Annotated in this window: 23 protein-coding genes; 9 read left to right on the forward strand and 14 right to left on the reverse strand. The window is 72.0% G+C overall.

Annotation, left to right across the window (positions count from 1 at the left end):
• The first annotated feature begins 73 nt into the window (after window positions 1-73).
• Window positions 74-1,117, forward strand: coding sequence for a ketoacyl-ACP synthase III family protein (locus ACFU5F_RS12075; RefSeq protein WP_383885604.1), 1,044 nt, complete (start codon window positions 74-76; stop codon window positions 1,115-1,117).
• 213 nt (window positions 1,118-1,330) lie between these two features.
• Here the strand turns inward: ACFU5F_RS12075 and ACFU5F_RS12080 are convergent, their stop codons facing one another.
• From ACFU5F_RS12080 to ACFU5F_RS12110, 7 genes are all read right to left on the reverse strand, one after another.
• Complete coding sequence (locus ACFU5F_RS12080; protein ID WP_383885607.1) at window positions 1,331-2,296, reverse strand: ABC transporter substrate-binding protein; 966 nt, start codon at window positions 2,294-2,296, stop codon at window positions 1,331-1,333.
• Between the two features lie 162 nt (window positions 2,297-2,458).
• Window positions 2,459-3,208, reverse strand: coding sequence for an amino acid ABC transporter ATP-binding protein (locus ACFU5F_RS12085; protein WP_383885609.1), 750 nt, complete (start codon window positions 3,206-3,208; stop codon window positions 2,459-2,461).
• Window positions 3,205-4,164 (reverse strand): amino acid ABC transporter permease, encoded by a 960-nt coding sequence (locus ACFU5F_RS12090; protein WP_383885611.1) that lies wholly within the window; start codon window positions 4,162-4,164, stop codon window positions 3,205-3,207. Before ACFU5F_RS12090 ends, ACFU5F_RS12085 begins: the two co-directional genes overlap by 4 nt.
• Before the next feature lie 13 nt (window positions 4,165-4,177).
• The gene (locus ACFU5F_RS12095) at window positions 4,178-5,242 is read right to left on the reverse strand and encodes an LLM class flavin-dependent oxidoreductase (protein WP_383885614.1); all 1,065 of its coding nucleotides are present in this window, start codon (window positions 5,240-5,242) and stop codon (window positions 4,178-4,180) included.
• A gap of 67 nt (window positions 5,243-5,309) precedes the next feature.
• A complete protein-coding gene (locus tag ACFU5F_RS12100) occupies window positions 5,310-5,828 on the reverse strand; it encodes a flavin reductase family protein (RefSeq protein WP_383885616.1) in 519 nt (172 codons plus the stop codon).
• Window positions 5,829-5,854: 26 nt separating this feature from the next.
• Window positions 5,855-6,982: a phosphotransferase family protein gene (locus ACFU5F_RS12105; protein WP_383885617.1), complete on the reverse strand. Its 1,128-nt coding sequence runs from the start codon at window positions 6,980-6,982 to the stop codon at window positions 5,855-5,857.
• 12 nt (window positions 6,983-6,994) lie between these two features.
• Entirely contained in the window at window positions 6,995-7,807 is an 813-nt protein-coding gene (locus ACFU5F_RS12110; protein ID WP_383885619.1) for a BTAD domain-containing putative transcriptional regulator, read from the reverse strand.
• 130 nt (window positions 7,808-7,937) lie between these two features.
• Here ACFU5F_RS12110 and ACFU5F_RS12115 point away from each other — a divergent pair, with 130 nt between their 5' ends.
• Both ACFU5F_RS12115 and ACFU5F_RS12120 read left to right on the forward strand, forming a co-directional pair.
• Window positions 7,938-8,843, forward strand: a complete 906-nt coding sequence (locus ACFU5F_RS12115; RefSeq protein WP_383885622.1) for an MBL fold metallo-hydrolase — start codon at window positions 7,938-7,940, stop codon at window positions 8,841-8,843.
• A gap of 205 nt (window positions 8,844-9,048) precedes the next feature.
• Window positions 9,049-9,765 (forward strand): SDR family NAD(P)-dependent oxidoreductase, encoded by a 717-nt coding sequence (locus ACFU5F_RS12120; protein ID WP_383885624.1) that lies wholly within the window; start codon window positions 9,049-9,051, stop codon window positions 9,763-9,765.
• Between the two features lie 66 nt (window positions 9,766-9,831).
• On the opposite strand, the gene ACFU5F_RS12125 is transcribed toward ACFU5F_RS12120, so the two are convergent.
• From ACFU5F_RS12125 to ACFU5F_RS12155, 7 genes are all read right to left on the reverse strand, one after another.
• Window positions 9,832-10,134, reverse strand: coding sequence for an antibiotic biosynthesis monooxygenase family protein (locus ACFU5F_RS12125; RefSeq protein ID WP_383885627.1), 303 nt, complete (start codon window positions 10,132-10,134; stop codon window positions 9,832-9,834).
• Between the two features lie 80 nt (window positions 10,135-10,214).
• Window positions 10,215-11,303: an alkene reductase gene (locus ACFU5F_RS12130; RefSeq protein ID WP_383885630.1), complete on the reverse strand. Its 1,089-nt coding sequence runs from the start codon at window positions 11,301-11,303 to the stop codon at window positions 10,215-10,217.
• Complete coding sequence (locus ACFU5F_RS12135) at window positions 11,300-11,785, reverse strand: nuclear transport factor 2 family protein (RefSeq protein ID WP_383885632.1); 486 nt, start codon at window positions 11,783-11,785, stop codon at window positions 11,300-11,302. Before ACFU5F_RS12135 ends, ACFU5F_RS12130 begins: the two co-directional genes overlap by 4 nt.
• 116 nt (window positions 11,786-11,901) lie before the next feature.
• Window positions 11,902-12,726, reverse strand: coding sequence for a BTAD domain-containing putative transcriptional regulator (locus ACFU5F_RS12140; protein ID WP_383885634.1), 825 nt, complete (start codon window positions 12,724-12,726; stop codon window positions 11,902-11,904).
• A gap of 220 nt (window positions 12,727-12,946) precedes the next feature.
• Entirely contained in the window at window positions 12,947-16,183 is a 3,237-nt protein-coding gene (locus tag ACFU5F_RS12145) for a BTAD domain-containing putative transcriptional regulator (RefSeq protein WP_383885636.1), read from the reverse strand.
• A gap of 165 nt (window positions 16,184-16,348) precedes the next feature.
• Window positions 16,349-17,377 (reverse strand): LLM class flavin-dependent oxidoreductase, encoded by a 1,029-nt coding sequence (locus ACFU5F_RS12150; RefSeq protein WP_383885638.1) that lies wholly within the window; start codon window positions 17,375-17,377, stop codon window positions 16,349-16,351.
• Between the two features lie 45 nt (window positions 17,378-17,422).
• Window positions 17,423-17,884, reverse strand: a complete 462-nt coding sequence (locus ACFU5F_RS12155) for a MarR family winged helix-turn-helix transcriptional regulator (protein ID WP_383885641.1) — start codon at window positions 17,882-17,884, stop codon at window positions 17,423-17,425.
• Window positions 17,885-18,131: 247 nt separating this feature from the next.
• Here ACFU5F_RS12155 and ACFU5F_RS12160 point away from each other — a divergent pair, with 247 nt between their 5' ends.
• The 6 genes from ACFU5F_RS12160 (at window position 18,132) to ACFU5F_RS12185 (ending at window position 25,746) form a co-directional block, all read left to right on the forward strand.
• Window positions 18,132-19,670 (forward strand): DHA2 family efflux MFS transporter permease subunit, encoded by a 1,539-nt coding sequence (locus tag ACFU5F_RS12160; protein WP_383885643.1) that lies wholly within the window; start codon window positions 18,132-18,134, stop codon window positions 19,668-19,670.
• A 185-nt stretch (window positions 19,671-19,855) separates the two neighbouring features.
• Window positions 19,856-20,776 carry a zinc-binding dehydrogenase gene (locus ACFU5F_RS12165; RefSeq protein ID WP_383885645.1) on the forward strand — a complete coding sequence of 307 codons (921 nt, stop codon included), beginning with the start codon at window positions 19,856-19,858 and terminating at the stop codon, window positions 20,774-20,776.
• 65 nt (window positions 20,777-20,841) lie between these two features.
• A complete protein-coding gene (locus ACFU5F_RS12170; protein WP_383885647.1) occupies window positions 20,842-21,819 on the forward strand; it encodes a zinc-binding alcohol dehydrogenase family protein in 978 nt (325 codons plus the stop codon).
• Between the two features lie 21 nt (window positions 21,820-21,840).
• Window positions 21,841-23,517, forward strand: a complete 1,677-nt coding sequence (locus ACFU5F_RS12175) for an FAD-dependent monooxygenase (protein WP_383885650.1) — start codon at window positions 21,841-21,843, stop codon at window positions 23,515-23,517.
• Between the two features lie 60 nt (window positions 23,518-23,577).
• Window positions 23,578-24,399 (forward strand): SDR family NAD(P)-dependent oxidoreductase, encoded by an 822-nt coding sequence (locus ACFU5F_RS12180; protein ID WP_383885653.1) that lies wholly within the window; start codon window positions 23,578-23,580, stop codon window positions 24,397-24,399.
• 138 nt (window positions 24,400-24,537) lie between these two features.
• On the forward strand, window positions 24,538-25,746 hold the full coding sequence (locus tag ACFU5F_RS12185; protein ID WP_383885656.1) for an amidohydrolase family protein: 1,209 nt from the start codon (window positions 24,538-24,540) through the stop codon (window positions 25,744-25,746).
• The last annotated feature ends 13 nt before the right edge of the window (window positions 25,747-25,759 follow it).

Genomic DNA, 25,759 nt, shown 5'->3' on the forward strand with positions numbered 1-25,759 from the left:
GGGCACCACCCGGACCGGCGGCCGTCGGTGTCCGCGGGGTTCCCCTGGACAGCCGGTGAAAGGGCATCGGGACATGAGGTTCGACGACCTGTACATCGCCGGGGCCGCCGTGCACCTGGAGGGCAGGACCACCGCCACGGAGGCGCTGCGGGACGGGCGGTGCGACGAGCGCACCGTGACCCGCAGCGGGATCGCCTCCGTGGCGGTCTCGACGGGCGCGTCCGCGCCCGAACTCGCGGTGGGAGCGGCACGGCAGGTGCTGGAGCGTACCGATACGCATCCCACCGACATCGATCTGGTGCTGCACGCGACCGTGCAGCACCAGGGGCACGACCTGTGGGCCCCCGCCTCGTACGTCCAGCGGTACGCGCTCGGCAACCGGTGTCCCGCGATCGAGATCAAGCAGCTCTCCAACGGGGGCATGGCCGCCCTGGAACTCGCGTCCGGCTATCTCACCGGCGCGCCCGGCCGTACGGCCGGGCTGCTGACCACCGGCGACGTGTTCGCCGAACCCGGCTTCGACCGCTGGCGCAGCGACCCCGGCACCGTGTACGGGGACGCCGGCACCGCACTCGTCCTCGGCCGGGGGCGCACGGGCTTCGCGCGGCTGCGCAGCCTCGTGACCGTGTCGGACGCCGATCTCGAGCAGATGCACCGGGGGCGGGACCCGTTCTCGCCGGTGCCGTTCGCGGTCCGGCAGCCGATCGATCTGGGGCTGCTGCAGCGGGCGTTCATCGAGGACACGGGCCGGTCGTACAGCGTCGCCCGGATCACGGCCGGGCAGGACGAAACGCTGAAGCGGGCGCTCGCCGAGGCGAACTGCACGCTCGCCGACCTCTCCTGGTTCGTGCTGCCGAACTTCGGGCGCGGCCGACTGAACTCGACGTTCCTGCGCCGCTGGAGCATCCCGGAGGAGCGCACCACCTGGCGGTGGGGCCGCTCGGTCGGTCACCTCGGGGCCGGCGACCAGTTCGCGGGCCTCGCATTCCTCGCCGAGTCCGGCCGGGCGCGCGCCGGTGAACTGGGCCTGCTGTTCGGGGTCGGCGCCGGTTTCACCTGGAGCTGCGCGATCGTGGAGTTCACGGGTACGGGCGCGGGAGAGTCGGGGTCCGGGTGACCGCGCCGCGCATGTGGCGCATGCTCGCCGAGCGGGTCGGGGCGGCACCCGGGACCACGGCGCGCGGCGGCGCGGCGGCGCGGCGGTGGAACGGGCCGGGGCGGGCCGCTTGTCCGCAGCGGCCCGCCCCTTGTCTCCTCCTACCTCTTGCCCTCTTGCCCTCTGGTCCTCTGGTCCTCTGGTCCTCTTGCCCTCTTGCCCCTGTGACCCGGGTCAGGGCTGCGCCGGCGGGTTGACGACCGATTTCTCGATGGCCGCCGGTTCCAGCTGCCACTTCTTGAGGATCTTCGCGTACGTGCCGTCCTCGATGAGCTGGTTCACCGCCTCCTTCAGGGGTTCGGCGAGCGGGGAGCCCTTCTTGACGGCGAGACCGACGTTCTTGCGCTCGATCTCGTTGAGGTAGCGCAGGTCCGACTGCTGGGTGGCCGCGTAGCGCAGCACGCTGGCCGTCGTCATCAGCACGTCCACCCGGCCCTGGCGCAGCGCGAGGAAGTGCGCGGCCGCGTCCGGGTAGGTACTGATCTCGATCGGCTCCTTGTCGTCGGCCGCGCATTCCTTGCTCGCCGCCTCGAGGTCCGCCTCGAACGTCGTCCCCGTGCCGGTCCCGACGCGCAGTCCGCAGAGCTGACCGAGGTCGTCGACCTTCTTCAGCTCGCTGTCGTCCCGCACGGCGAAGCCGGTGCCGTCGGTGACGTAGAGAACGAAGTCGAGCACCTGCTTGCGCTCCTCGGTCACGGCGAGGTTCGCGGTGCCGAGCTCGTAGCGGCCGGCGTTCAGGCCGGTGATGAGGGACGCGCCGCTGACGTGCTTGCGCTCCACCTTCAGTCCCAGGACGCGGGCCACGGCCTCGGAGACGTCGATGTCGACGCCGCGCGGCGGGCCGCCGTCCTCGGGGCTGAACGCGACGGGGGGCACGCCGATGCCGGATCCGATGCGCAGCACCCCCGACTCGCGCAGCTTCGCGGGCAGCGCCGCGGAGATGGCGGATTCCTCGTGGACCGCCGAGACGACGTCCTCGCGGCCCAGGTCGGCGGCCCGGGTGTCCTCGGGGATCTCCTCCGTACCGGAGCCACAGGCCGCGAGGAGCAGGGTGAACAGGGTTGCCGTGGCGAGAGCCTGAGTGGTGCGCGGGCGACGTCCGCGCAGGCCCGTGGGGCGCGCGGCCGGGGTTCGGGGCATGGTGTCTCCTCGACGGTGCTGGGCTCTGTTCTGGGACGGGTGGGGCACAGTGAGAAGGGGGGAACCGGGAGCGGCCTCCCGTCGGTTGCGGGCGGCGCGGCCTCCGTGTCAGTCACGGCCGGCGCGGTCTCCACGTGAGTCACCGGCGACGTGACCTCCACGTCAGTTCCGGGCCAGGAAGCGGACCGTGCGGTCGTTGCGCGGGGCGTCGAAGACCTCCTCCGGCGGGCCCGTCTCGACCACCCGGCCGTTGTCCATGAAGACGACCTGGTCGGCGATCTCCCGGGCGAACCTCATCTCGTGCGTGACAACAATCATCGTCATCCCGCCGTCGGCGAGCTCCCGGATCACCGTCAGCACCTCCCGGGTGAGTTCGGGGTCGAGCGCGCTCGTCGGCTCGTCGAACAGCATCGCCCTCGGTTCCATGGCGAGGGCCCGCGCAATCGCGGCCCGCTGCTGCTCCCCGCCGGAGAGCTGATGCGGGCGGGAGGTCTCCTTCCCGTCGAGGCCGACCCGGGTGAGCAGGTCGCGGGCCCGTTCCTCGGCCGCGGCGCGCCTCAGCCCGAGAAGGGCACGCGGGGCCTCGGTGACGTTGCCGAGGACCGTCATGTGCGGGAAGAGCCGGAAGTTCTGGAAGACCATGCCGGTACGGGTCCGCTGCCGGGCGACCGCGCGGCGCGGCCGCTCGTAGAGCCGGTCGCCACGCCACTCGTAGCCGACGAGTTCGCCGTCGACGACGATGCGTCCCGCGTCGATGCGCTCCAGCCGGTTGACGCACCGCAACAGGGTGCTCTTGCCCGACCCGGAGGGGCCGATGACACAGGTGACGGTGGACTCGGGAACGGTGAGCGAGACGTCGTCCAGCACGGTCAGCCCGCCGAACGACTTGTGGACACCGACTGCCTCGATCATCCTCGGTCCCCCGTGGCGTAGCGGCGTTCGACGAAGTGCTGGACGACGCTGAGCAGCGTGGTCAGCAGCAGGTACCAGAGCGTGGCCACCAAAAGCAGCGGGATGACCAGGTAGTTGCGGTTGTAGATCAGCTGGGTCGCGTACAGCAGGTCCTGCACGGCGATGACACTGACGATGGATGTGCCTTTCAGTAGTCCGATGATCTGACTGCCGGCGGGCGGCAGGATCGCGGGCATGGCCTGCGGCAGCACGATCCGGCGGAAGGTCCGCCAGCCGCCGAGGCCGAGGGCCTCCGCGGCCTCGGTCTGGTCGCGGTCGACGGACAGGATGCCGGCCCGGACGATCTCGGCCAGCTGCCCGGCTTCGTGGAGGACCAGCCCGATGACGGCGGCCGTGAGGCCGCTGATCATCCGCTCGGTGGAGAACTCGGTGAACGCGGGCCCGAACGGGATACCGAGCGACAACTCGGGGTACAGCAGGGAGATGTTGTACCAGAACAGCAGTTGCACGAGCATCGGCACCGAGCGGAACAGCCAGGTGTAGCCGAAGCTCAGCGTCACGAGGACCGGGTTGCGGGACAGCCGCATCACGGCGAGCGCGGTGCCGAGGACGAAGCCGCCGGTGAAGGCGACCGCGGTCAGCCACAGCGTGGTACCGAGTCCGGCGAGCACCGCGTCCGCGGAGAGGTACTTGGCGACGACGTCCCAGCGGAACGCGTCGTTCGTGACCAGGGCGTTGAGGGCCATCGCCAACAGCACGAGGCCCGCCGCGGCGGCCACCCAGCGAAGCGGGCGGGGGCGGGGCCGCGCGGACGCCGCGTCGGCTCCGTCCGCTGCCTTCCGGCCCGGCCCGCCGGTTCCGTCCGAACGGAACGTGCGGGCGCGGGACATACGGTCCTCGCCGCCGGTGCCGTCGCCCGGGCCGGTGCGGCCGTGCTCGGTACGCAGGGAAACCATCGGCGGTCCGTCCTCAGTCGTTCGACGCGTAGTGCGGCAGAAGGTGCTCGGCGAACAGGCGCATGGTGCGGGCCGACTCCTCGAAGGGCATGGCACCGGAGATGACCTGGAGGCTGATCGTGAAGTCGCCGAACCAGCCGCGGATCTCGTCGATCGCGGCCCGTACCTCGTCGGGGGTGCCGACGAGCGCCTTGCGTTCGGCGACGGCGCGGTCGAAGTCGCCGCGGCCGGCCTTCTCCACGATCTTCTCGTAGCCGGGGTAGTCGGTGCTGCGGGTCTCGCGCCACGCGGAGACCGCGGACGCGAGGGCCTGGTTGGCCCGCTCGGAGGCCTGCCTGCCCTTCTCGTGGGCCTCCTGGCCCTCCTCGGCGAGGTAGCAGTTGTAGCTCATGTGGATGTCCTCCTCGGTGGGCTTGAAGCCCGCGGCGGAGGCGGCGTCGCGGTACAGGGCGAGCGTCTTCTGCACCTGTTCGCGGGGGTTGATGGAGGGAACGAGCATCACACCGTGCCCGGCGCGGCCCGCCGCCTCCGCGGACGCGGGCGTCTTCGCGGTGGCGACGAGGATGCGCGGATGCGGGCGCTGCCAGGTACGCGGAAGCATGGTGACCGGGCCGAAGCGGTGAAAGGTGCCCTCCCAGACGACATCCTCCTCCGCCCAGAGCCGGCGGACCGCCTCGACGCCCTCGTCGAAGCGGGCCCGGCTCTCGTCCATCGAGATCTCGAACGCGGTGAACTCGTCGGGCAGGAACGCCCGTCCGAAGCCGACGTCCAGGCGGCCCCGGGAGATGTTGTCGAGCATGGCGAGCTTGCCGGCGAGCTTCAGCGGGTGCGTGAAGACGGGCAGCACGGCGCCGGTGACGAGGCGGATCCGGCGGGTGCGGGCCGCGGCGGCGGCGAGGAAGGTCACCGGGTCCGGGCTGTAGCCGCCGTACTCGTGGAAGTAGTGCTCCACGGTCTTGACGTGGTGGAAGCCCAGTTCGTCGGCGAGTTCGGCCAGCCGGAGCGACTCCTCGAAGTGCTGTCCGGCGGATTTCTCCGCAGGTCCCACGGTGGGGAAGAGGTTGATGCCGAACTTCATGGGGTCCCCTCGATGTGATGGCTGGACGGACAGTGCGTGTGGCGCGGCCGAGGCCCGCGACGGCCGGCTAGTCGGCGGTCGCGGTCCCGGACAGAGCCGGTGCGGGCAGATGGATGTAGTCGCGTTCGTGGTAGAGCATCGGCGCGCGGCCGTGCACGACAGCGCCTTCGATCCGGCCCAGGAAGACGCAGTGGTCGCCGGCCGGTATCTCCTGGTGCACGAGGCACTCGGCGGCGGCGCTGAGATGGTGCGCGGGCAACAGGGGGGCTTGCGCGGCCCGCCCGGACGGCCGCCAGTCGAGACCGGCGAACTTCTGGGCGCTCTTGCCGGCGAAGCGCTCCGAGAGCCGTTCGTTGTGCACGGCGAGGAAGTTGACCGCGAAGCCGCCCGAGTGCCGGATGGCGGCGAGGGTCCGCGACCCGGTGCCCACGCACACGAGCAGCAACGGCGGGTCCATCGACACGGAGGTGACGGCGCTGGTCGTCAGACCACTCGGCCCGCCGTCGGGGCCGGCGGCGGTGACGACACAGACCGCGGCCGGGTGCGCGCTGAACATCGCGCGGAACAGTTCGTCATCGATCGCCATGGGTGTGCAGCTCCTCCCTTGCCCGCTCAGGCTTTCGAAGGACGCTGGAGGGCGGGTCCATACCCTCTGGAGGGGGCAGTGCGGCTGTTCTCGTCCAGCACCTTCGCCAGCAGCGCCGTCGCGTTGCGGTGCAGGGGGAAGTCGGTGCCGGGGGGCAGGATGCCGCTTTCGTCGAGCAGCCGGGCCACACGCGCGGTGACGACGCAGAACCGGTACGCCGCGAACAGCTCGTAGTACGGGAGGTCGCGAGCGGGGCGCCCGACGCGCTCCTCCCAGCGGGCCACGGTCTCGGCCCGGCCGGGCAGCCCGGCGAGCCGAGGCACCCCGATCCCCTCGCTGAGATGCCTGTCCATGTGCAGGTACCAGGCGAGGTCGGCCTCGGCGGGCCCCAGTGCGGCCATCTCCCAGTCGAGCAGTGCGGCGGGCCGCGTCCCGGCGTAGATGATGTTGCCGATCCGGGCGTCGCCCCAGAGCAGCGACACCGGTCCTCCGTCGTCGGGCACCTGGGCGCGCAGCCGGTCGAGGGCGTCAGCCGCGGTCGTGTTGTCCTCGGCGACCCCGTAGAAGTCCAGGTGATGCGTGAAGTGCCGCAGAAGTTGGGCTGGGCCGGTGGGTCCGAACTCGGGCCGGTCGAGGAAGTCGGCCCCGGCCTCCTTCGGGTCGAGGCGGTGGACGGCGGCGAGCGCGTCCACTCCCCCGTTCCACACGGCGGCCCGGTCCGCGGGCGGCAGCAGGGTCAGCCAGCCCTGCCGGTGGTAGGAGGGCAGATCGGCGGGAACCTGCCCGTCGACGCGTTCCATGACGAGGAACGGCGCGCCCAGGTACTCGGCGGAGGGCTCGTCCCACAGCACCAGCGGTACGGGCAGGCCGGTGTCGCCGAGCAGCTTCAGCAGCCGCACCTGGTCGTCCCACAGGTCCTCGGGAAAGACCCGGTGTCCGGTCGGGGCGACCCGAACCGCGAGCGGTCGCCGCCGGGACACCCCGGCCTCGGTCCACTCGGCGTCGAACAGCAGGATCTCACCGGAGAACCCGGCCTCCTTCGGCACGGTGACGGGTCCGAGTTCGACCGCACCGATCTCGGCCGAACGGGTGCCGAACCAGTGGGTGAGGACGGCGCGGGTCAGGTCGGGGTCGCGTTGCAGGGGTACGGGCACGGGATGGACTCCTTACGGCCGGCGCCGGCCGGGCACGGACGACGGGACGGGCGGAAAGGGGACGACGACGCCGGACCCGCGCCGGATCGCGGCCTGCAGCCGCCCGATCACGGGTCCCGGCGCGACGCCCAGGTCGCGGGCGAGCCGGCTCGTGAGCCGGGACGCGACGTCGAGCGCGTCACCGGCCCGCCCGGTCTGGTGGAGCGCGGTCATGTAGCGGGCGTGGAGGGCTTCGTGGGTGGGGTGGTGGCGGGTGAGGACGGCGAGTTCGGCGAGCACCTCGCGGGGGCGTCCGAGCCGGAGCCGCACATCGAGGTACATCTCGTGGACCTCCAGACGGCGCCGCTCCCAGTGGGTGACGGCGGACCGGAGCACCGGTCCGGTGCGCACGTCCGCGAGGACCGGCCGATTCCACAGGGCGAGCGCGCCGCGCAGCAGCCGCTCCACGGTGGCGTCGTCGTCGGCGACCCGTCCCGCCTGTTCGACGAGCCGCTCGAACCTGAGCAGATCCAGCTCCTCCGGCTCGACGACCATGAGATAGCCCTGCCCGGTCGTCCTGAGCCGGTCGCGGGCCGCCTCCCGGGAGCCGACGGACGGCATGCGGGCCAACAGCCGGCGCAGGTGCATCACGTACGTCTGCAGGGTGGTGGCGGCACTGGGCGGCGGATGCTCGCCCCAGATCTCGGTCACACAGGTTCGGGCGGGCATGACCTCGCCCGCGTGGAGCAGCAGCAGTCCGAGCAGCTGGCGCTGCTTGGGCGCGGTGGGCAGATGGCGGCCATCGCTGTCCTCGACGGACAGCCCCCCGAGCACGCCGAATTCCATCGTGTGTCCTTTCTTCGCCTGGAGCGGTGGTTCAGGTGCGGCTTCCGTGGCCCTTCCAGCGACGCTCCACCGGTTGTCGGCCCAATGGACGAGCACGGAGCCGAGGTTGCGCGGAACAGGTGGAGGGGTCATGCCGGGGACTGTGGTGACGGTGGCCGAAGGGGTGCACGCCTATGTGCAGGAACCAGCCGGCTGGTGTGTGAACAACGCCGGGATCGTCGTGGGCGGGGACACCGTCCTCGTCGTCGACACGGCGGCCACCGAGAAACGGGCACGCGCGCTGCGGGAGGCCGTGGACTCGCTGGCGCCGGGCCCGCGCCGGATCCTGGTGAGCACCCACCACCACGGCGACCACACCTTCGGCAACCATGTGTTCTCCGGCCCGCACACGCTGCTTGTCAGCCATGAGGCCGGTCCCGCCGAACTGCTGCGCAAGGGCACGGCGTTGCAGTCGATGTGGCCGCAGGTCGAGTGGGGCCACACCCCGACCGTGCTGCCGACGCTGACCTTGCGCGAGGGCGCCACCCTGTGTCTCGGCGGCATCACCGCGCACCTGATCCATCCCGGTGTGGCGCACACCTCGGACGATCTGGTGGTGTGGCTGCCCGAGCGGCGAGTGCTGTTCGCGGGCGACCTGGTGTTCTCCGGGGCCGCGCCGTTCGTGCTGATGGGTTCGCTTGCCGGGTCCCTCGCGGCGCTCGCTCGGCTGCGGGAGCTCGATCCGCTGGTCGTCGTCGGGGGGCACGGCCCCGTCGGCGGGCCCGAACTGCTCTCGTTCACCGAGGACTACCTGCGCTGGGTCGCGGCGCTCGCCCAGCGGGGTCTCGCGGACGGGCTGAGCCCTCTGGAATCGGCGATGCGCGCCGACGAGGGCGCGTTCGCCGCCCTGCTGGACCGCGAGCGGCTGGTCGGCAACCTCCACCGCGCCTACCACGAGGCGGGCGGCGGCGCGCCCGGCGCCCGTATCGAGTCGGCGCCGGCGATGCGCGAGATGGTCGCCTTCAACGGCGGCCGCCCCCTGCGCAGCCCGGCCTGACGGCTGGTACGGCTCCGGGCGCCCCGGTACGGCGGTGTTCATGCCCCGGAGCGTTCCGGCGCCCGCTGGAGCGGGACTCCAGGTGCGCTGGACGCCGCCCGCGGACGATCTCCCGCACCGGGGCTTCTCCAGTCCTCCTCCGCCGAGGCGCGAGCCGTGCCGCACATGCTCGGCGAAGTCCCGAAGCCGAGGTTGTGGAGGAGAGATGAAACTGCGTGGCAGGACCGCCGTCGTCACCGGGGGGACCCGGGGGCTCGGCCGGGACGTGGCGCTCGCACTCGCCGGTTCGGGCGCCACCGTCGTGGTGGCCGCACGGGAGGTCCCGGACGACCCGGGCGACGGGCTGATCGCACTGAAGGCGGACGTGACCGCACCGGACTCGGTGGCGGCGCTGATGGACACGGTCCACGAGCGGTACGGGGGTCCGCACATCGTGGTGGCGAACGCGGGCCTGAGCCGCCCGGGCCCGGTCGCCGCGCTGTCCGTGGAGCACTGGAGCGAGGTCGTCGACACGAACCTGCACGGCGTGTTCCACACCGTGCGGGCGGCCCTGCCGTACGTGCGTGAGACGCCGGGCGGCCGGATTGTCACCATGTCCTCCCTCCTGGGTTCGCGGGCCATGCCGGGCGCCGCGGCGTACTGCGCGTCGAAGGCGGCCGTCGAGGCGTTCACCGCCGTCGCCGCGCTGGAGCTGGCCGCGGACGGGGTGACCGTGAACTGCGTGGCGCCGGGCTACATCGACTCCGGCATGGGCAAGGCGCTCATCGGCAACGAGGCGCTGTGGCCGAAGCTCGCCCCGTCGCTCGCGGCCGGGCGCCCCGGTACGGGCGACGAGGTGGCCCAGGCGGTGCTGTTCCTGGCCTCGCCGGAGAGCAGTTACGTCAATGGTCAGGTGCTGCGCGTGGACGGTGGTGTGCGCTGAGCGCGTCCGCTCGGGACACCGCGGGCCGGCGCGTAGCGTACGTGCCGGCCCTTGGTCCCGTCCGGCTCAGACCTGGGCGGCCTGGCCCTCTCGCACCGGCAGGCTCAGGTGCGGCTCGCCCTTGATGAGTCCGGTGAGCGCGTCGAGCCGGCGGCGGAACTCCGGCTCCGCGAGGGCCTTGCGGAAGGTCTCCTCGTCGTCCCACTCGGCGATGTTGAAGTAGACGGAGTCGTCCTTGGTGGACCGTACGAGGGAGTAGCGGATGAGGCCCGGCTGGGTCTCCATGAAGGCTCCGACGGCCTCGTAGAGGTTCTCGAACTTCTCGGCGTCGCCGATCAGGGTGAGCTTGTTGACGAACACAACGGCCATGGTGGTCTCCTCGGGTGGATGCTCGTGGGCAGGTGGTCGTGGGGCGTTCCGCCGGCGCGGTGCCGTACGGCGGGCGCCGGTCAGCTCGCGGTGCCCGCCGCGCTGGCGGCGAGGACCGGGTAGTCGGTGTAGCCCTGGCCGCCGCCCTCGTAGAAGAACCGCGGGTTCCAGGCGTTGAGCGGGGCGCGGGTGCGCAGCCGCTCGGGCAGGTCGGGGTTGGCGAGGAACTGGCGGCCGAAGGACAGGAGGCCGGCACCGTGGGCGAGGGCCTTGTCGGCGGCGGCGAGCGTGCCGTCGGCGTCGAGCGGTCCGGTGCCGGCGTTGATGACGACGGTGTGCGGCCACCGTCGGCTCAGCTCGTGGACGAGGTCCGGATCGCTGCCCGCGACGAAGTGGACATGGCCGAGGCCGAGTGCGGCGAGCGCGTCCAGCAGCACCGGGTACACCTCGGCCCGGTCCGGTTCGGACATGTCGTTGAGCGGGAAACCCGGGGAGAGCCGGATGCCGGTGCGTTCCGGCCCGATCTCCGCGGCGACGGCCCGGGCGACCTCGGCGGGGAACCGGATGCGGCCCTCGGCGTCGCCGCCGTACTCGTCCTCGCGCGCATTGGTCACCGGCGACAGGAACTGGTGCAGCAGATAGCCGTTGGCGCCGTGGATCTCGACACCGTCGAAGCCGATGCCGGCGGCCGTGCGGGCACAGCGCACGAAGTCCTCGATCGTGGCGTCGATGTCGTCGCGGGTCAGGGGCCGCGGTACCGGGTAGGCGGGCTTGCCGTCGAAGACCCGGGCGATGCCATCGGCCCGGACGGCGGACGGCGCCACGGGGGTCTCGCCGTGCAGGTCGGGGTGGCTGACCCGGCCCGCGTGCATGATCTGGAGGTACATCCGCCCGCCCGCATCGTGCACGGCGTCGACGACCCGGGCCCAGGCGCGGGCCTGTTCGGCGGTGTGCAGCCGGACGCTGTGGGCGTGGCCGACGGCGACCGGGCTCGGGTGGGTGGCCTCGCTGATGATGAGTCCGGCGGCGGCGCGCTGCGCGTAGTACTCGGCCATGACCGGCAGCGGTGTGCCGTCGGCGGTGGTGCGGCCGCGGCCCATCGGGGACATGACGAGCCTGTTCGGCAGGGTGAGGCCGCCGAACGGGATCGGGTCGAACAGGCCGCTCATGCCCCGGCTCCGGCGACGGCTTCGCGTCCGGTGACGGTCTCGGCGCCGTCGTGACTGATGTAGCGGCTGCGGACGAACCAAGTCCCGGCTCGGCGCTCCAGGACGTCCTCAGCGGTCGTACTCAGGTACAGCCGGGGTTCGCCGCCTTTCGGGGTCTCGAACACGACGGCGTAGTAGCGGGTGCGCACGACACCGGGCTCGACGGGCTCGGCGGCGACCATGCCGAACCAGTGGCGGCGGGTCAGACCGCGTGCGGCGAGCGCGTCGATGCCCTTGCGCATGCCGGCGGCGATGTCCGCCCGGCCGCGCTTGACGCCGGGCTTGACGTTCTGGGCGAACGTGCCGTCCTCGGTGAACTGCTCGGCCCATTCCTCCGCCCGGCCTGCGTCCAGCAGTTGCGCGTGTCCGGCGTAGAACTGGGTGATGGCCGCGTAGTCCAGGTCGGACACGGTGTGGGTGTCCGGAGGTGCGGTCCGTGTCACGGTCTTCCTCCTGTGCTTCGTCGGCGCCTGTCGGGCGCCGGGGTCCGGGCCACCTTCGCCGGTTCCGGTGGAGCAGGCGTGGAGTCCGGGTCCACGCGTACGCCTCGGGCTGGGACTCAGCCGGCCGTGCGCAGCGGTACGGGTGTGCTGTCCGGCCCCGGCAGGTACACGGACTCCCTCACCGGCACGGAGTTGAGCAGATCGGAGTGCAGCTCCCGGACCCGGGCCGAGGGCTCCAAACCGAGTTCGGTGCTGAAGGTGCGGCGGAGCCCGGCGAAAACCTCCAGGGCGTCGGCTGTGCGCCCGGACCGGGAGAGGGCGATCATCAGCTGAGCGTGCAGGTTCTCGTACGTGGGGTACTGCCGGGTGAGCACGCGGAGTTCGCCGATGAGCTGGTGGTGGCGGCCGATCCTCAGGTCGGCGTCGATGCGCTGTTCGAGGGCGCCCAGCCGGGTCTCGCGCAGTCCGCTGAGCCGGGTGCGCAGCAGCGGTCCGCAGGTCACGTCGGCGAGCGCCTTGCCCGGCCACAGTCCGAGCGCCCGGTGCAGCAGTTCCGACTCGCGGGTGTGGTCGCCGACGATGCGGGCGAGGGATGCCTGCTCGACGAGTTTCTCGAACTGGTGCAGGTCCAGCTGACCGGCGCCGACGGCGAGGAGGTAGCCGCGGTCACGGGTCTCCAGGTACATCTCCGCGGGGGCGCCGGTGACGGAGGCGGCGCTTCTGAGGGTCTTACGTATCTGCATCACGTACGTCTGGAGTGTGGAATGGGCGCTGTGCGGGGGCGAGTCCGCCCACAGCTCGTCCACGCATTCGTCCACGGTAACGACCTGCCCGGCGTGCAGCAGGAGCAGGCTCAGGAGCTGACGCTGCTTCGGGGCCCGCGGGGTGACGGTACGCAGGCCGTCGGAGAGGGTGAGCGTGCCGAGGATTCGTGCGTACATCTCGCCTCCAGGGCTGGCTTGACGGGTTACAGCACCATCGTGGCCGCTGGATCTTGCACCTCACTTTCCGCGGCCTTTCAGCCCGGAGGGCATCTCCTTGCGCACGGCGCCGCGGGGCGCAGCCGTCATGCAACCGCAACACGGCGTTGACGAGAGCGGCCCGGAACGCTCAGGGGGCGCCCTCGGCGAAGGGCGCCCCCTGTCACTGCTCCTGCCCCCTTCACGCACTGCATTCCGGAAACAGTGCGCGGAGGCTGCCGGACACCTCGGGCAGGTCCGTGCCGCTGCCGTCCGCGGGCCTTTCACCGGCGGACTCCGGGGGTTCCCGGCCGGGGGCGTTGCCGGTGCGTCGGCACAGCTCCTCGGCCTGGGCACGGAGGAGGAGCAGCCCGGATCCGTCGGCGACGGTGATCGCACGCGTGCCGAGCTGGTAGGCCTCGGCAGGCCGGCCGCCCGCCAGTTCGAGCCGCCCGAGACCGATGAGGGCGTGGGCCTCGGACTGGGGGTGGCCGATGCGTTCGGCGATGGCAAGAGTGCGAGTGAACTCCTCGCGGGCGTCGGCGGATCTGCCCCGGATGAGGTGCAGCCCGCCCAGGGTGTTGCGGGCGTTGGCCTCCAGCGCGACATAGCCGTGGTCGCGGGCGATGACGACGGCACTCTCGGCATGCTGGTACGCGAGGTCGACATAGCTGTTGCAGGCGTAGACCTGGGCGAGCCCGTAGGAGGCGAGAACGGTCGAGTGGGGGGCGTTGAACTCCTTGCTGAGCGACAGCGCGAGGCTGAGGTTGGCCATGGCCGCGTCCCATTCGCGCAGGTCGGCATGGACGGCACCGAGCCGGGCCAGCACCTCGGGGCGGGAGCGCTGGACGCCGTCCTCGTCGAGGATCGCGGCGGCGCGGCTGAAATGGGTTCGGGCCGCGTGCAGCCGGCCCTGGCTGTGCCGGGCCATGCCCAGGTACATCAGTCCGCGGGCCTCCACATGCCGCAGCTCCAGATGCCGGCTGATCTCCAGGCCGCGTTCCAGCAGGGTGACGGCGCTGTCGATGTGCTTGGTGGGCCGCTGGAGCTGGTTCATCGCGATGGCGTTGACGGTGACGGCCTCGAAGTCGCGCACGCCGAGCCGGATGAACTCCCTGTGTGCGAGGCGCAGTTCGCGGGCCGCGTCCGGGAGCCGGTTGAGACCCTGCAGCGCGAGTCCGACGCTGAGCCGCATCACGGCGGTGACCCGTTGGTCGCCGAGCGAGCGCGCGGCGCGCAACCCGGCCTGGGCGATGGTGAGCCAGTCGGTCTGGAGCCGGCCGAGGGTGAAGTAGCCGCGGAGCATGTCCACGAGCCGGACGCAGACCTCGTCCAGGTGCTCGTCGGCGGCGCGGACGACCAGGGCGACGAGATTGGACTGTTCGACACGCAGCCACTCCTGCGCGGCGCGGGGTTCGACCTCGATGTCCGGACCGTGGGGGCCGGGCCGGAACACCCGCAGGAAGCCCGGGTAGCAGGACCGTACGGCCTCGTCCGTGCGGCACAGGTACCAGCGGCACAGCCGGTTCAGGGCCTGCCTCCGGTCGGCGGGACCGTCCTCCTCGATGCTCCGCTCGGCCGCGTACAGGGCGATGAGGCTGTGGAAGCGGTAGGTGTCCTGGGACGAGACCTCGATGAGCTGGGCCGCCGCGAGCTTGTCGAGGAGCTGGTCGGCCACCTGGGTCTCGCAGTCGGCGAGTTGGGCGGCGGTACGGGCGGTGAAGGCCATGTCGCCGACGACGCCGAGCAGTCGGAAGAACCGTCGGGACAGTGCGGGCAACGACTCGTAGGCGACGCTGAACGCGGCGCGTACGGCGGTCGACGGGCTGTCGCCGAGGGCGAGGAGTTCCAGCGGGTCGCCCTCGCGCAGCGCCTCGGCGAAGGACTCGACGGAGCGCCAGGGGCGTCCGGCCAGGTGTCCGGCGGCGATGCGCAGGGCGAGCGGAAGCCGGCCGCACAGTTCGACGAGTTCGGTGACGGCCCTGGCGCACAGGGTCTCCGGGGCCCTGCCGAGAACGGCGGTGAGCACCTGTTCGCCCTCCTTCTGCGACAACAGGTCGAGGGTGAAGCTGCGTGCGCCGTAGACGGCGACGAGGTCGGGCCGGTACTCGCGGTGCAGGGCGAGCACGGCGCAGCTCGGAGAACCCGGCAGCAGGTCGGGGACCTGCTCGCTGTTGTTGACGTCGTCGATGACGATGAGCACGCGCCGGTCGGCGAGCCTGCTGCGGAGCACGCCGGTGAGCTGGTGCCGTTCGGTGGGCAGGACGGAGACGTCGGCGCCGGAGGCGTGCAGCAGCTCGGCGATGATGTCGTGCACGGGCCGGGCTCCGCCGCGGGCGTCGTGGAGGCGGATGTACCACTGTCCGTCTGGGTAGGCCGGACTGAGCCGGTGCGCGGCCCGCAACGCGAGCGCGGTCTTGCCGACCCCGGGTGGGCCGACGAGGCTGACCAGGGGCACGGCCGCGCGCTGACGGGGCGTGAGTGCGGCGACGACCTCCTCCAGCAGCTCCTCCCGTCCGACGAAGTGGGTTGCCTCGGGTGGGAGTTGGCGCTGCACCACCCATGGCGCGCTGGGGTTGGTGGGCTGCACCCCGGCGGTTCGGTGCACCTCACGCACCGCGTACGCGCGGCGGCCCGAGGGTCCGGCCTGGGGGGTGTGGAGCTCGCCGGTCTCGGCGAGCAGCTGCCGGTGCAGCTCCTGGAGTTCCTGCCCCGGAGGGAGTCCGAGTTCGCGGTCGAGCATCCGGTAGTAGTCCCGATACTCCTCCAGCGCCGCGGCGACCTGCCCGGTGCGGTGCAGAGCCCGCATCAGGTACTCGCGAAGCCGTTCCCGCACCGGGTGTTCGGCTGCGAGCGCGCGAAGCTGCGGGATGATGTCGGCACTGCCGCCGAGGTCGAGGACGAGCGCGAAGCGCCGTTCGACGAGCGTGAGGCGTTCCTCGGCGAGCTGCGGTACGGCCTCGGTCTGGAGCGACGCGGAGGGCACGGTCTCGAAGGGGTCGCCGCGCCATTCGGTGAGTGCTCGTTCCAGGGCGTCCAGTTCCCGGGCGGTGTCCCCTCGGCCGCGGGCGAGGCGGGCCTCGTCGGCGGCCTTCCGGTAGCGGGTGAGGTCGAGGGCGGCCGGATCCATCGCGAGCCGGTAGCCGCCCGGGTGGGTCTCGATGACCGGAGGGTCGCCGACGTCCAGTGACTCGCGCAGCAGTGCCCGCAGCCGGGTGGTGTGGACGTGCAGCGCGGCGCGGGTGTCTCGTGGTGGCCGGTCGTCCCAGAGCCTTCGGATGAGTTCGTCGGATGTGACCACCCGGTCGGCCCGCAGCAGCAGGGACGCGAGGAGCACCCGCTGTTTGGGGGACGAGACGGTCAGTTCTCTTCCCCCTGCGCGGACCGCCAGGGGCCCGAGTATCCGGAAGTCGTAGATCGAAGCGAGTTCCCCATTCAAGCGCACACCTGCCCCGTCGGTCCCCCTGTACACGGTCAGCCGTGCACAGCGCCACAGTAGAACGTGCTTGCGCAAGGGGCCGCCGTCGTGTGATCCAGGCCACATTCAGCGAGCCGGTGTGCCATATGGTTCAGGACATTCTTCGGTCGGCCGTCCGCCTTCGCGTCACGCGGCGCGGTCGCCGCCGCCCTCCTCGGTCAGCCCGAAGCGCCGCGCGAGCAGTTCGTAGGAACGCATGCGATCCCGGGGGGAGTGGATCGTGGAGAGCACCATGAACTCGTCGATCTCCAGCGCCTCGGTCATGGACGTGAGCTCCTTGTGGACATGGTCCGGATCGCCGACCACACACCTCGGCCACTCGGCCACCTCGTCCGCGAGTGGTTCCGCCTCGCCGCGCAGGCCGTCGAGCGCGGCCTCCGGCGACGGCAGCGGCAGCAGCAGCCCACGGCCCATGCGCAGCCGGAACAGCCGCTGACTGGCGAAGACCCGCCGGGCCTCCTCCTCCGTGGGCCCGCAGTACACGCCGATACCGATCTGCACACGCGGCCGCGACCCGTCGTGACTGTCGAAGGCGCCGCGGTACGCCTCGACGACGGAGCGGGTGACCTGCGGCCGGCCGAAGTGCGCTATGGACACGGGCAGCCCGAGCCGGGCGGCCAGTTCGGCGCTCTGCGGGCTGGCGACCAGGAGCCACACCTCGGGCGCGCCCGCGGTGGGCATGAGCTGGATGCGCCCGTACGGGTGCCCCTCGGGGAAGCCGCCGTGCAGGAAGGCGAGAAGTTCGGCGAGCTTGCCGGGGAAGTCCCCGTCGTCCCCACCTCCGGAGGTACCCGGGGCGAGCGCGTGCGCCTCGATGCTCCCGGCGCCGATACCGCGGCCTACACCGAGGTCGATCCGGCCGGGCGAGAGCGCACCGAGGACCCGGAACACCTCGGCGACCTTCAGCGGGCTGTAGTGCGGCAGCAGCACCCCGCCGGAGCCGACCCGGATGCGGTGCGTCTCGGCGGCGACCCTGGCGGCCATGATCTCCGGGGCGGGGCTCGCGAAGGAGGGCGTGGCGTGATGCTCGGCGAACCAGTAACGGTGGTAGCCGAGCCGGTCCGCGAGACGTGCCAGGTTCAGGGAGTTGTGCAGGGCGGTGGCCGGGGTGGATCCCTCCGGCACGACGGACTGGTCCAGGACGGACAGTTTCACGCTGGTCTCCTTCACGGACAGGGCCGAAAGGAGGGGGTGAGGCGCTTAAGGGGTGGCGGCTCCCGCCGCGGTGTGCCGGAAGCGGGAGACGAGGGATGCCCAACGGTCGTCGAACGACGCGACGTCGAGCAGTCCGGTCAGCTCCTCACGGCAGCGGGCCTCGGCCTGCTCACCGCGCTCGGCGCCCGCGGGCGTCAGCATGCAGTACACGCCGCGACGGTCGTGCTCGCAGGAAACCCGGGTCGTGAGGCCCTTGTTCTCCAGGCGGGTGACGAGCCGGCTCATGGACGACTGATCGAGCCCGACCGCGGTGGACAGCTCCTGCACCCGGGTGCCGCGCTCGTGACCGTGCCGCAGCTCGATCAGCACCATCAGCTCGGGCAGCGAGATCTGGTGCTCGCTCGCGAGCATCCTCTCCAGCGACTGATTGAGCTGACCGACCATCAGCGTCATCCGGCGCCACAGGTCGAACTCACCGGGACGCCCTCCACGGTCATCGGCCGACATGTCCGCCTCCCCTTCGTTCGCTCCCCCTCCACTATAACTAACTCCATGCATAAACCATGTCTACGCATGCATTTTCCAAGCGCTTTCCCTCACAGCCTGCCCCAGTGGACCAATCATCAGCAAGGCAAGCAGAGATCTGTCCGAAAATTAGATGCAGGCGCCTGCATTTACCTCTAGTGTGGTGAGCGCACTGAGCGCGGTGTCGTTCCGCGCCCGTCCCCGACTGCATCGACCCCAGGCGGTACGCATGACACGCGGAACTCCCGAATCGTCCACGGCACCCGATACGACACCCGATCCCTCGCAGACCGCTCCAGCGGCGGCGGAGAGTGCCGCCGAGGTAAACGACAAACTCGACCCGGCGTTCATGCGCATGGCCGCTGTCCTGCTGCTCGCGCTGCTGATGGCGCTGCTCGACGAGACGATCGTCAACGTCGGCGTGAAGACGCTCAGCGGCGAGTTCGGCTCGCCGCTCGCGACCGTGCAGTGGGTGACCGCCGGTTACCTGCTCGCCGTCGCCGTCGCCACACCGTTCGCGGGCTGGGCCGTCGACCGCTTCGGCGGCCGGACGATGTGGCTCGCCGCCGTCTCCCTGTTCGTGCTCGGCTCGGTCCTGAGCGGCTTCGCCTGGTCCATCGAGTCGCTGATCGCGTTCCGGGTGCTCCAGGGCCTCGGTGGCGGCATGATCGTCCCCGTCGTGCAGAGCGTCCTCGCCACGACCGCGGGCCCCGCGCGGGTCGCCAAGGCCATGGCGCTCATCTCACTGCCCCTCACCCTCGGCCCGATCCTCGGCCCCGTCCTCGGCGGCGTCCTCGTGGATGCCGTGAGCTGGCGCTGGATGTTCCTGATCAACCTGCCCATCGGTCTGATCGCCCTGCTGCTCGCGCTGCGCACCCTGCCCGCCGACCAGCACGCCGGCCGCCCCGAGGAGCGCCTGGACGTCCTCGGCCTGGCGCTGCTCTCCCCCGGTTTCGCCGCGCTGGTCTACGGCTTCACGACGGCCGCGCACTCCGGTGACGCGTCGTCCCCGAAGGTGCTCGTCGCCTTCGTCGCCGGTGTGCTGCTGCTCGTCGGGTACGCGGTGCACGCGCTGCGCACCTCGGTCACGCCGCTCATCGACCTGCGTATGTTCGGCAAGCGCGGCTTCACCATGGCCGTCATCACGATGTTCTTCGTCGGCGCCGTCGCCAACGCCCTGCTGCTCCTGACCCCGCTGTACTACCAGCAGTCCCGCGGGTTCGGCGCCCTGCACGCCGGTCTGCTGCTGATCCCCTCCGGTATCCTCGGCGCCGCCGGTGCGATCACCTCCGGCAAGACGGCGAACAAGGTCACCGCGCGGCTCACCTCCACGGTCGGCATGCTCGTCACCGCACTCGGTGCGCTCGCCTTCTCGCAGATCGGTTCCGACACGAACTCCGCGTTGCTGTCCGTCGCCCTCGGCCTCACCGGGTACGGCATCGGTCTGACCGCGCCCGGCACGATGGCCTTCATGTACAAGGCCGTCGGCGAGGCCAGCGCGCCCCGGGCCACCAGCGCGCTGTTCATCTTCAACCAGATCGGCGGCGCGCTCGGCATCGCGGCCATCGCGATCACCCTGCAGGAGCGACTCGGCACGTCCGGCGGGCATCCCGCGGGGGCGTACGGCGGCTCGTACTGGGTCATCATCGCCTTCACCGTGATCGCGGCCCTCGCGGCCCTGGCCCTCCCCGGCTCCTTCCGCGCGGAGGCACCCCCGAAGCAGCCCACCGAGGACACCGACGCCCTCCCGCAATCCACCCCTGCCTGACCACTCCCTCCCCCGATACCGGCCCGCCCCTCATCCCCCGGGGCGGGCCGGTTCCTTCTGCCCCGCCGGCCGGCAGCGGCGCCCGGCACCGTGTCGGCCCGCCCCATGGCCGCTGGACCAGGAATCCAGCGCCGCCGCCTATACCTGGGAGAACCCACCGCACCCGTCTGCCCGCGAGGAAAACGTTGAAGGCTCTGGTCACCACCGCCGTGGATCCGCTCACCGTCGAGCTGCGGTCCGTAATCGACCCCCGCCCCCGCCCGGACGAGGCACTTGTCGAGGTCCACGCGACGGCCCTGAACAGGGCCGATCTCCTCCTCGCGGCCCGCCGTCCGATCGGTTCCTCCCTGGGGCTGGACGTCGTCGGCACGGTCCTGCGCCCCGCGTCCGACGGCAGCGGCCCGCCCATGGGCGCCCGCGTCACCGGCCTTGCGGCGAACAACGCCTGGGCGGAACTGGCCGCGGTCCGCACCGACCGCCTGGCGGTCATCCCGGACGGCGTCACCGACACCGACGCGGCCACCCTCCCCGTTGCCGGCCTCACCGCCCTCTACGCGCTCCGGAAGGCCGGCTGGCTCCTGGGCAGGCGCACCCTCGTCACCGGCGCGAGCGGCGGAGTCGGCCGCGTGGCCGTACAACTGGCCCGCGCGGGCGGCAGCGAGGTCACCGCCTGGGTCGGTTCCCCGGCCCGCGGCAAGGGGCTCGACGACTTCGGCGCCGAAGTCGTCGCCGGCTACGACGAGCCGCCCACCACCCCCGTCGACATCCTCGTCGACAGTGTCGGCGGCGAGGTGTTCAGCACGGGATACCGGCTCCTGCGCCGCGGCGGCGTGGCGACCGTCTTCGGCAACACGGTCCGCGCCGAGCTGCGCCTGCCCGCCGACTGGGGCCACGCCCGCCCGGGCGTGCGCATCGAGTACCTGTTCCTGCTCGACGAGGTCACCCGGCGCGACGTACCGGCCGACCTGGCTCTCCTGCTGGACCTGGTCGCCGCCGGAAAGCTGGTGGCCGAACCGGGCCTGCTGATGCCCTGGACCGACCCGCAGCGCGCGATCGGCGCCCTGTACTCCCGCGAGGTCAACGGCAAGGTCGTCCTGTCCATGTGACCCCGGACGCCCTTGGCGCGCCGTACCCGCGAAGCCCACTCCCGTCACCGCACCGCGAGGTTCCCATGCGACTGATCAGCTACGACGAGCACGGCTCCCCCGACGTCCTGCGCGTCGAGGACGTACCCGTGCCCACCCCCGGCCCCGGTCAGCTGTTGCTGCGCACCGAGGCCGTCGGTGTCAACTTCATCGAGACACAACTGCGCGGCGGCACCGCCCCGTTCCCCTCCCCGCTGCCCGGCCGCCCGGGCGGCGACGTGGTGGGCCGGGTCGAGGCGCTCGGCCCGGACACCGAGGGCCCCGCGCCCGGCACCCGGGTCGTGGCGTACGGCGTGCCCGCCGCGTACGCGGACGCGGTCGTCGTCGACGCCGAACGCCTCGTCGTCGTACCCGAGGACCTCGACGCGGCCACCGCGACCGCGCTCGGCTCCACCGCGCAGACCGCCTGGAGCGTCCTCGACGCGGCCCGGGTCGCCAAGGGCGACACGGTGCTCGTGCACGCCGCGGCCGGCGCGATCGGCCATCTCGTCACCCAGCTCGCGAAGGCGCGCGGCGCGGGCCGGGTCATCGGCACGGTCGGCTCGCCCGCGAAGGCGGACTTCGTCCGTGCGCACGGTGCCGACGACGTCGTCGACTACCGGCAGGCCGACTGGGCGGACAAGGTCCGCGAACTCATCGGCGGCCAGGGCGTCGACGTGGTGCTCGACAGCGTCGAGGGCGACGTGTTCAAGGACGGCCTGAAGCTGCTCAAGCCGTACGGGCGGCTCGTCTACTACGGCTTCGCGGGCGCCGACGGCGAGGTCGCGAAGGTGGCGATGACCGAACTCCTCGGCCTCACCTACGTGGTGGGCTCCTCGCTCGACGCCTGGGCGAAGGCCGACCCGGTACGGGTGGCGGAGGCGCGCGCCGAGCTGGTCCGGCTGGTCGCGTCGGGCGGTCTGCGGGTCGCCGTGCATACCACGCTGCCGCTGACCGAGGCGGCCGAGGCCCACCGGGTCATCGAGAGCCGTACCCAGCTGGGCCGTGTCGTCCTCGTCCCCTGAGCCCCGAGGGAGCCCGTCACCATGACACAGAGAGCACAGCGGCCGGATCCGGCCGGCCCACCGATGCCCGCGCCCGGATCCGAGCCCGACGAGACCGTGCCCGTCCTCGTCGCCGGAGCGGGCCCCGGCGGCCTCAGCACGGCCGTCTTCCTCGGCCTGCACGGCGTACCCGCGCTGGTGGTCGAGCGCCACCCGAGCACGTCGACCGCGGTGAAGGCCACCGGCCAGTACCCGCACACGATGGAGGCGCTGGCCATTGCGGGCGCCGCCGAGACCGTGCGGGAACGGGGCCGCGCGTACCGCAGCGACTTCCACATGGTCGTCGCGAAGACCCTCTCGGGCCCGGTGCTGCGCACGCTGATGAGCGGCGACCAACTGAGCATGCGGCATGTGTCCCCGGAGGACTGGGGCACCGCGAGCCAGTCCGCGGTGGAGGCCGTGCTCGCCGACCGAGCGGCGGAACTCGGCGCGCGGCTGCGCTTCTCGACCCGGCTGATCTCGCTCACCCAGGACGCCGACGGGGTCACCGCGGTCACCGAGCACACCGAGACCGGCGAGCGGCGGGTGATCCGGGCGCGGTACCTGGTGGTGGCGGACGGCTGGCGTAGCGCCATCCGGCAGTCCCTCGGCATCGCGGTGCGCGGCCGGGGCACGGTCGGGAAGGTGCTGCGCGTCCTGTTCGAGGCCGATCTGAGCGAGCCGCTGTCCCACACGGACGGCGCCGCGGACGGCCGCCGGTTCACCGCGCTGCACGTGGGTCGCGCGGTCCTGTTCAACACCGAGGTGCCCGGCCTGTACGGGTACTTCCGCAACCTCACGCCCGAACTGCCGGACGGCTGGTGGACGAACGAGGACACCGTCGCCGCGCAGATCCGCTCCGACCTCGGCATCCCGGACACCCCGCTGAAGATCGAGGAGATCAGCGAGACGGAGATCTCCTGCGGGGTCGCCGAACGCTTCCGCGAGGGTCGTGTGCTGCTCGTCGGCGACGCCGCGCACGTGATGCCGCCGACCGGCGGTATGGGCGGCAACACAGCCTATCTGGACGGACTGTACCTGGGCTGGAAGCTCGCGGCCGTGCTGCGGGGCACGGCGGGCGAGGCACTGCTCGACAGCCACGACGCCGAACGCCGCCCGTACGCCGAGGAGTTGGTGGAGCAGCAGTTCACGAACCTCGTGGACCGTATCTCGCCCGAGCTCGCGGACGAGTCGCTGGCCGTGGCATTGCCGCCGCCGGTCGTCGCGTTCGGCTACCGCTTCCCGAAGGGGGCCGTGCTCCTCGAACCCGACGACGACGGCGAACTGTTCGAGAACCCCGCCCGGCCCACCGGCCGGCCCGGTTCCCACGCCCCGTACGTCCCTCTCACTCGGTCGGACGGCTCCACCACCTCGACGACCGCCCTCTTCGGTCACGCGTTCGTGCTGCTCACCGGGCCGGACGGCGCGGCGTGGGCCGAGGGCGCCGCCGCCTCGGCCGACGCGCTCGGCGTCGCCATCCACGTGCACCGGGTCGGTCCCGGCACCGAACTGCTCGATACGGACGGGGCGTTCTCCGCCGCCTACGGCATCGGTGCCGACGGGGCCACCCTGGTGCGGCCCGACCGGTTCGTGGCGTGGCGGTGCACGGGGACACATCCGGACCCGGCGGCCGAGATCGAGCGCGCCCTGCGGCAGGTGCTGTACCGGCCCGCGCACTGAACCACCCACGCGGGCGCACCGCACCGAACCTCCCTGAACGTCAAGGCGAAAGGACCCAGCATGGCCGTGGCAGAAGCAACCGCTCAGCAGGAGAACGCGCAGGCCGGACAGCGGCGGGTGGCTCTGGTCACCGGTGGCACGAGCGGCATCGGCTTCGCTGTCGCCGAACTGCTCGCGGAGCGGGGGCACGCGGTGTTCCTGTGCGGCCGGGACGGCGAGACGGTCGCCACCGTCGTGGACAAGCTGCGCGGCCGCGGCTTCGAGGCCGACGGCATCGCCGCCGACGTCACGTCGAAGTCGGACGTGCAGCGCCTGGTCCGCTCCGCGGTGGACCGCTTCGGGCCCCTCCACGTCCTCGTCAACAACGCGGGGCGCGGCGGTGGCGGGGTGACCGCCGAACTTCCCGACGAGCTGTGGGAGGCGGTCATCGAGACCAACCTCAACAGCGTCTTCCGTATCACCCGCGAGGTGCTGTCGCGCGGCGGCATGCTGGAGCGCGGCCACGGCCGCATCATCAACATCGCCTCCACCGGCGGCAAGCAGGGCGTCGAACTGGCCGCCCCGTACTCGGCGTCGAAGCACGGCGTCATCGGTTTCACGAAGGCGCTCGGCAAGGAGCTCGCCCAATCCGGCATCACCGTGAACGCCGTCTGCCCCGGCTATGTGGAGACGCCGATGGCGGCCCGGGTACGCCAGGGCTACGCGGCGCACTGGGGCACCACGGAGGACGAGGTGCTGACGAAGTTCCAGGCGAAGATCCCCCTCGGCCGCTACTCGACCCCCGAGGAGGTCGCGGGCCTGGTCGGCTACCTCGCCGACGATCTCGCCGCCTCCATCACGGCTCAGGCCCTGAACGTGTGCGGTGGTCTGGGCAACTACTGACGGCGGTCGGCCGGGGTGGGGGGAGGGAACGCGGTCCCGCCCCGGTCCATGAGCGTCCCAAGCCAGGAGCGCCCGCCCCCGAAATCCTGGGCGCGGTCTCCGGTTGCCGGTGCGCGCCCCCGGCAGAGACGAGTATCCATGATCAGGTACTACACGGCGGACCGGCTGATCACCGGCGATCGGGGCAGATGCATCCGGTACGGCGGAGTGCTCGTGGACGGGGAGCTGGTCCGATGGGCGGGGCCCGCCCAGGACGTCCCGTGGCAGCTGCGCCGACGGAGTGAGCATGTGGAACTCGGGCCGCTCACGCTGCTGCCCGGGCTCATCGACAGCCACGTCCATCTGGCGCTGGACGGCGCGCCCGGCGCCATGGCCCGGATGCGGGCAGCCTCCTCGGATGAGTTGTACGCGCTCATGCTGCGCAACGCCGGCGAGTTGCTGTCCGCGGGCGTGACCACCGCCCGGGACCTCGGCGCGCCCGGGGGCCTTGGGGTACGCGTGCGCGACGCGATCCGCTCGGGCCTCGCCACCGGGCCGGCACTGGTCGTGTCGGGAGCGCCGCTGACCGTACCGGACGGGCACTGCTGGTTCATGGGCGGAGCCCACGTCGGTGAACAGGCGCTGCGGCAGGCGGTACGGGAACAGACCGGGGCCGGTGTCGATCTCATCAAGATCATGGCCACCGGCGGGGCGCTGACGCGGGGATCGGCCTCGTCCCAGGGGCAGTTCACGGAGCGGGAGCTCGCGGCTGTCGTCGATGAGGCGACGCGGTCGGGTGTCCCCGTCGCCGCGCACGCGCACGGCACGCCGGGGATAGCGGCGTCCTTGAGAGCCGGGGTGCACACCATCGAGCACTGCAGCTTCCTCGACGAGTCCGGCGCGATCGTCCCGGATCACGGCCTCGTACGTCGGCTCGCCGCAGGCGGTGTCCACGTGTGTCCGACCATCAGCGTGCGCTTCACCGAGCGCTGGGACCGGCTCGCCCCCGGCCCGCTGCCCGCCCTGCCGACGCTGTACCGGCAGGGCGTCCCCATCGTCGCGGGCACCGACGCGGGCACCGACGGCGCGCCCCACCACGCCTACGTCGAGGGTCTGATCGGCATGGCCCGGCTCGGTCTGCCACCCGCGGAGATCCTGGAGGCCGCTACGTCCCGCGCCGCCCGCGCCCTGCGCGTCGAGACCCTGACCGGCCGGATCGCACCCGGCCTGCGCGCCGACCTCATCGCGGTCGAGGGCGACCCGCTGCACGACGTCACGGCCCTGCGGGACCTTCGCCTCGTCGTCGTGAGGGGGCGGGAGGTCCGCTCCCCGTCCCGGCCGCCCTGCCCCGACGAGTCGGTGCAGTGAGGGCCTGGAGCCG

It is taken from the genome of Streptomyces sp. NPDC057438 (assembly GCF_042802995.1).
Taxonomy (GTDB): domain Bacteria; phylum Actinomycetota; class Actinomycetes; order Streptomycetales; family Streptomycetaceae; genus Streptomyces.

Bases quoted from the DNA above. Each gene is read 5' to 3' on its own strand.
- ACFU5F_RS12125 (WP_383885627.1), bottom strand. From the start codon at position 10,134: ATGGCCGTTGTGTTCGTCAACAAGCTCACCCTGATCGGCGACGCCGAG.
- ACFU5F_RS12115 (WP_383885622.1), top strand. From the start codon at position 7,938: ATGCCGGGGACTGTGGTGACGGTGGCCGAAGGGGTGCACGCCTATGTG.
- ACFU5F_RS12170 (WP_383885647.1), top strand. From the start codon at position 20,842: ATGCGACTGATCAGCTACGACGAGCACGGCTCCCCCGACGTCCTGCGC.
- ACFU5F_RS12180 (WP_383885653.1), top strand. From the start codon at position 23,578: ATGGCCGTGGCAGAAGCAACCGCTCAGCAGGAGAACGCGCAGGCCGGA.
- ACFU5F_RS12130 (WP_383885630.1), bottom strand. From the start codon at position 11,303: ATGAGCGGCCTGTTCGACCCGATCCCGTTCGGCGGCCTCACCCTGCCG.
- ACFU5F_RS12080 (WP_383885607.1), bottom strand. From the start codon at position 2,296: ATGCCCCGAACCCCGGCCGCGCGCCCCACGGGCCTGCGCGGACGTCGC.
- ACFU5F_RS12120 (WP_383885624.1), top strand. From the start codon at position 9,049: ATGAAACTGCGTGGCAGGACCGCCGTCGTCACCGGGGGGACCCGGGGG.
- ACFU5F_RS12175 (WP_383885650.1), top strand. From the start codon at position 21,841: ATGACACAGAGAGCACAGCGGCCGGATCCGGCCGGCCCACCGATGCCC.
- ACFU5F_RS12160 (WP_383885643.1), top strand. From the start codon at position 18,132: ATGACACGCGGAACTCCCGAATCGTCCACGGCACCCGATACGACACCC.
- ACFU5F_RS12075 (WP_383885604.1), top strand. From the start codon at position 74: ATGAGGTTCGACGACCTGTACATCGCCGGGGCCGCCGTGCACCTGGAG.
- ACFU5F_RS12110 (WP_383885619.1), bottom strand. From the start codon at position 7,807: ATGGAATTCGGCGTGCTCGGGGGGCTGTCCGTCGAGGACAGCGATGGC.
- ACFU5F_RS12185 (WP_383885656.1), top strand. From the start codon at position 24,538: ATGATCAGGTACTACACGGCGGACCGGCTGATCACCGGCGATCGGGGC.
- ACFU5F_RS12140 (WP_383885634.1), bottom strand. From the start codon at position 12,726: ATGTACGCACGAATCCTCGGCACGCTCACCCTCTCCGACGGCCTGCGT.
- ACFU5F_RS12085 (WP_383885609.1), bottom strand. From the start codon at position 3,208: ATGATCGAGGCAGTCGGTGTCCACAAGTCGTTCGGCGGGCTGACCGTG.
- ACFU5F_RS12100 (WP_383885616.1), bottom strand. From the start codon at position 5,828: ATGGCGATCGATGACGAACTGTTCCGCGCGATGTTCAGCGCGCACCCG.
- ACFU5F_RS12155 (WP_383885641.1), bottom strand. From the start codon at position 17,884: ATGTCGGCCGATGACCGTGGAGGGCGTCCCGGTGAGTTCGACCTGTGG.
- ACFU5F_RS12090 (WP_383885611.1), bottom strand. From the start codon at position 4,164: ATGGTTTCCCTGCGTACCGAGCACGGCCGCACCGGCCCGGGCGACGGC.
- ACFU5F_RS12095 (WP_383885614.1), bottom strand. From the start codon at position 5,242: ATGAAGTTCGGCATCAACCTCTTCCCCACCGTGGGACCTGCGGAGAAA.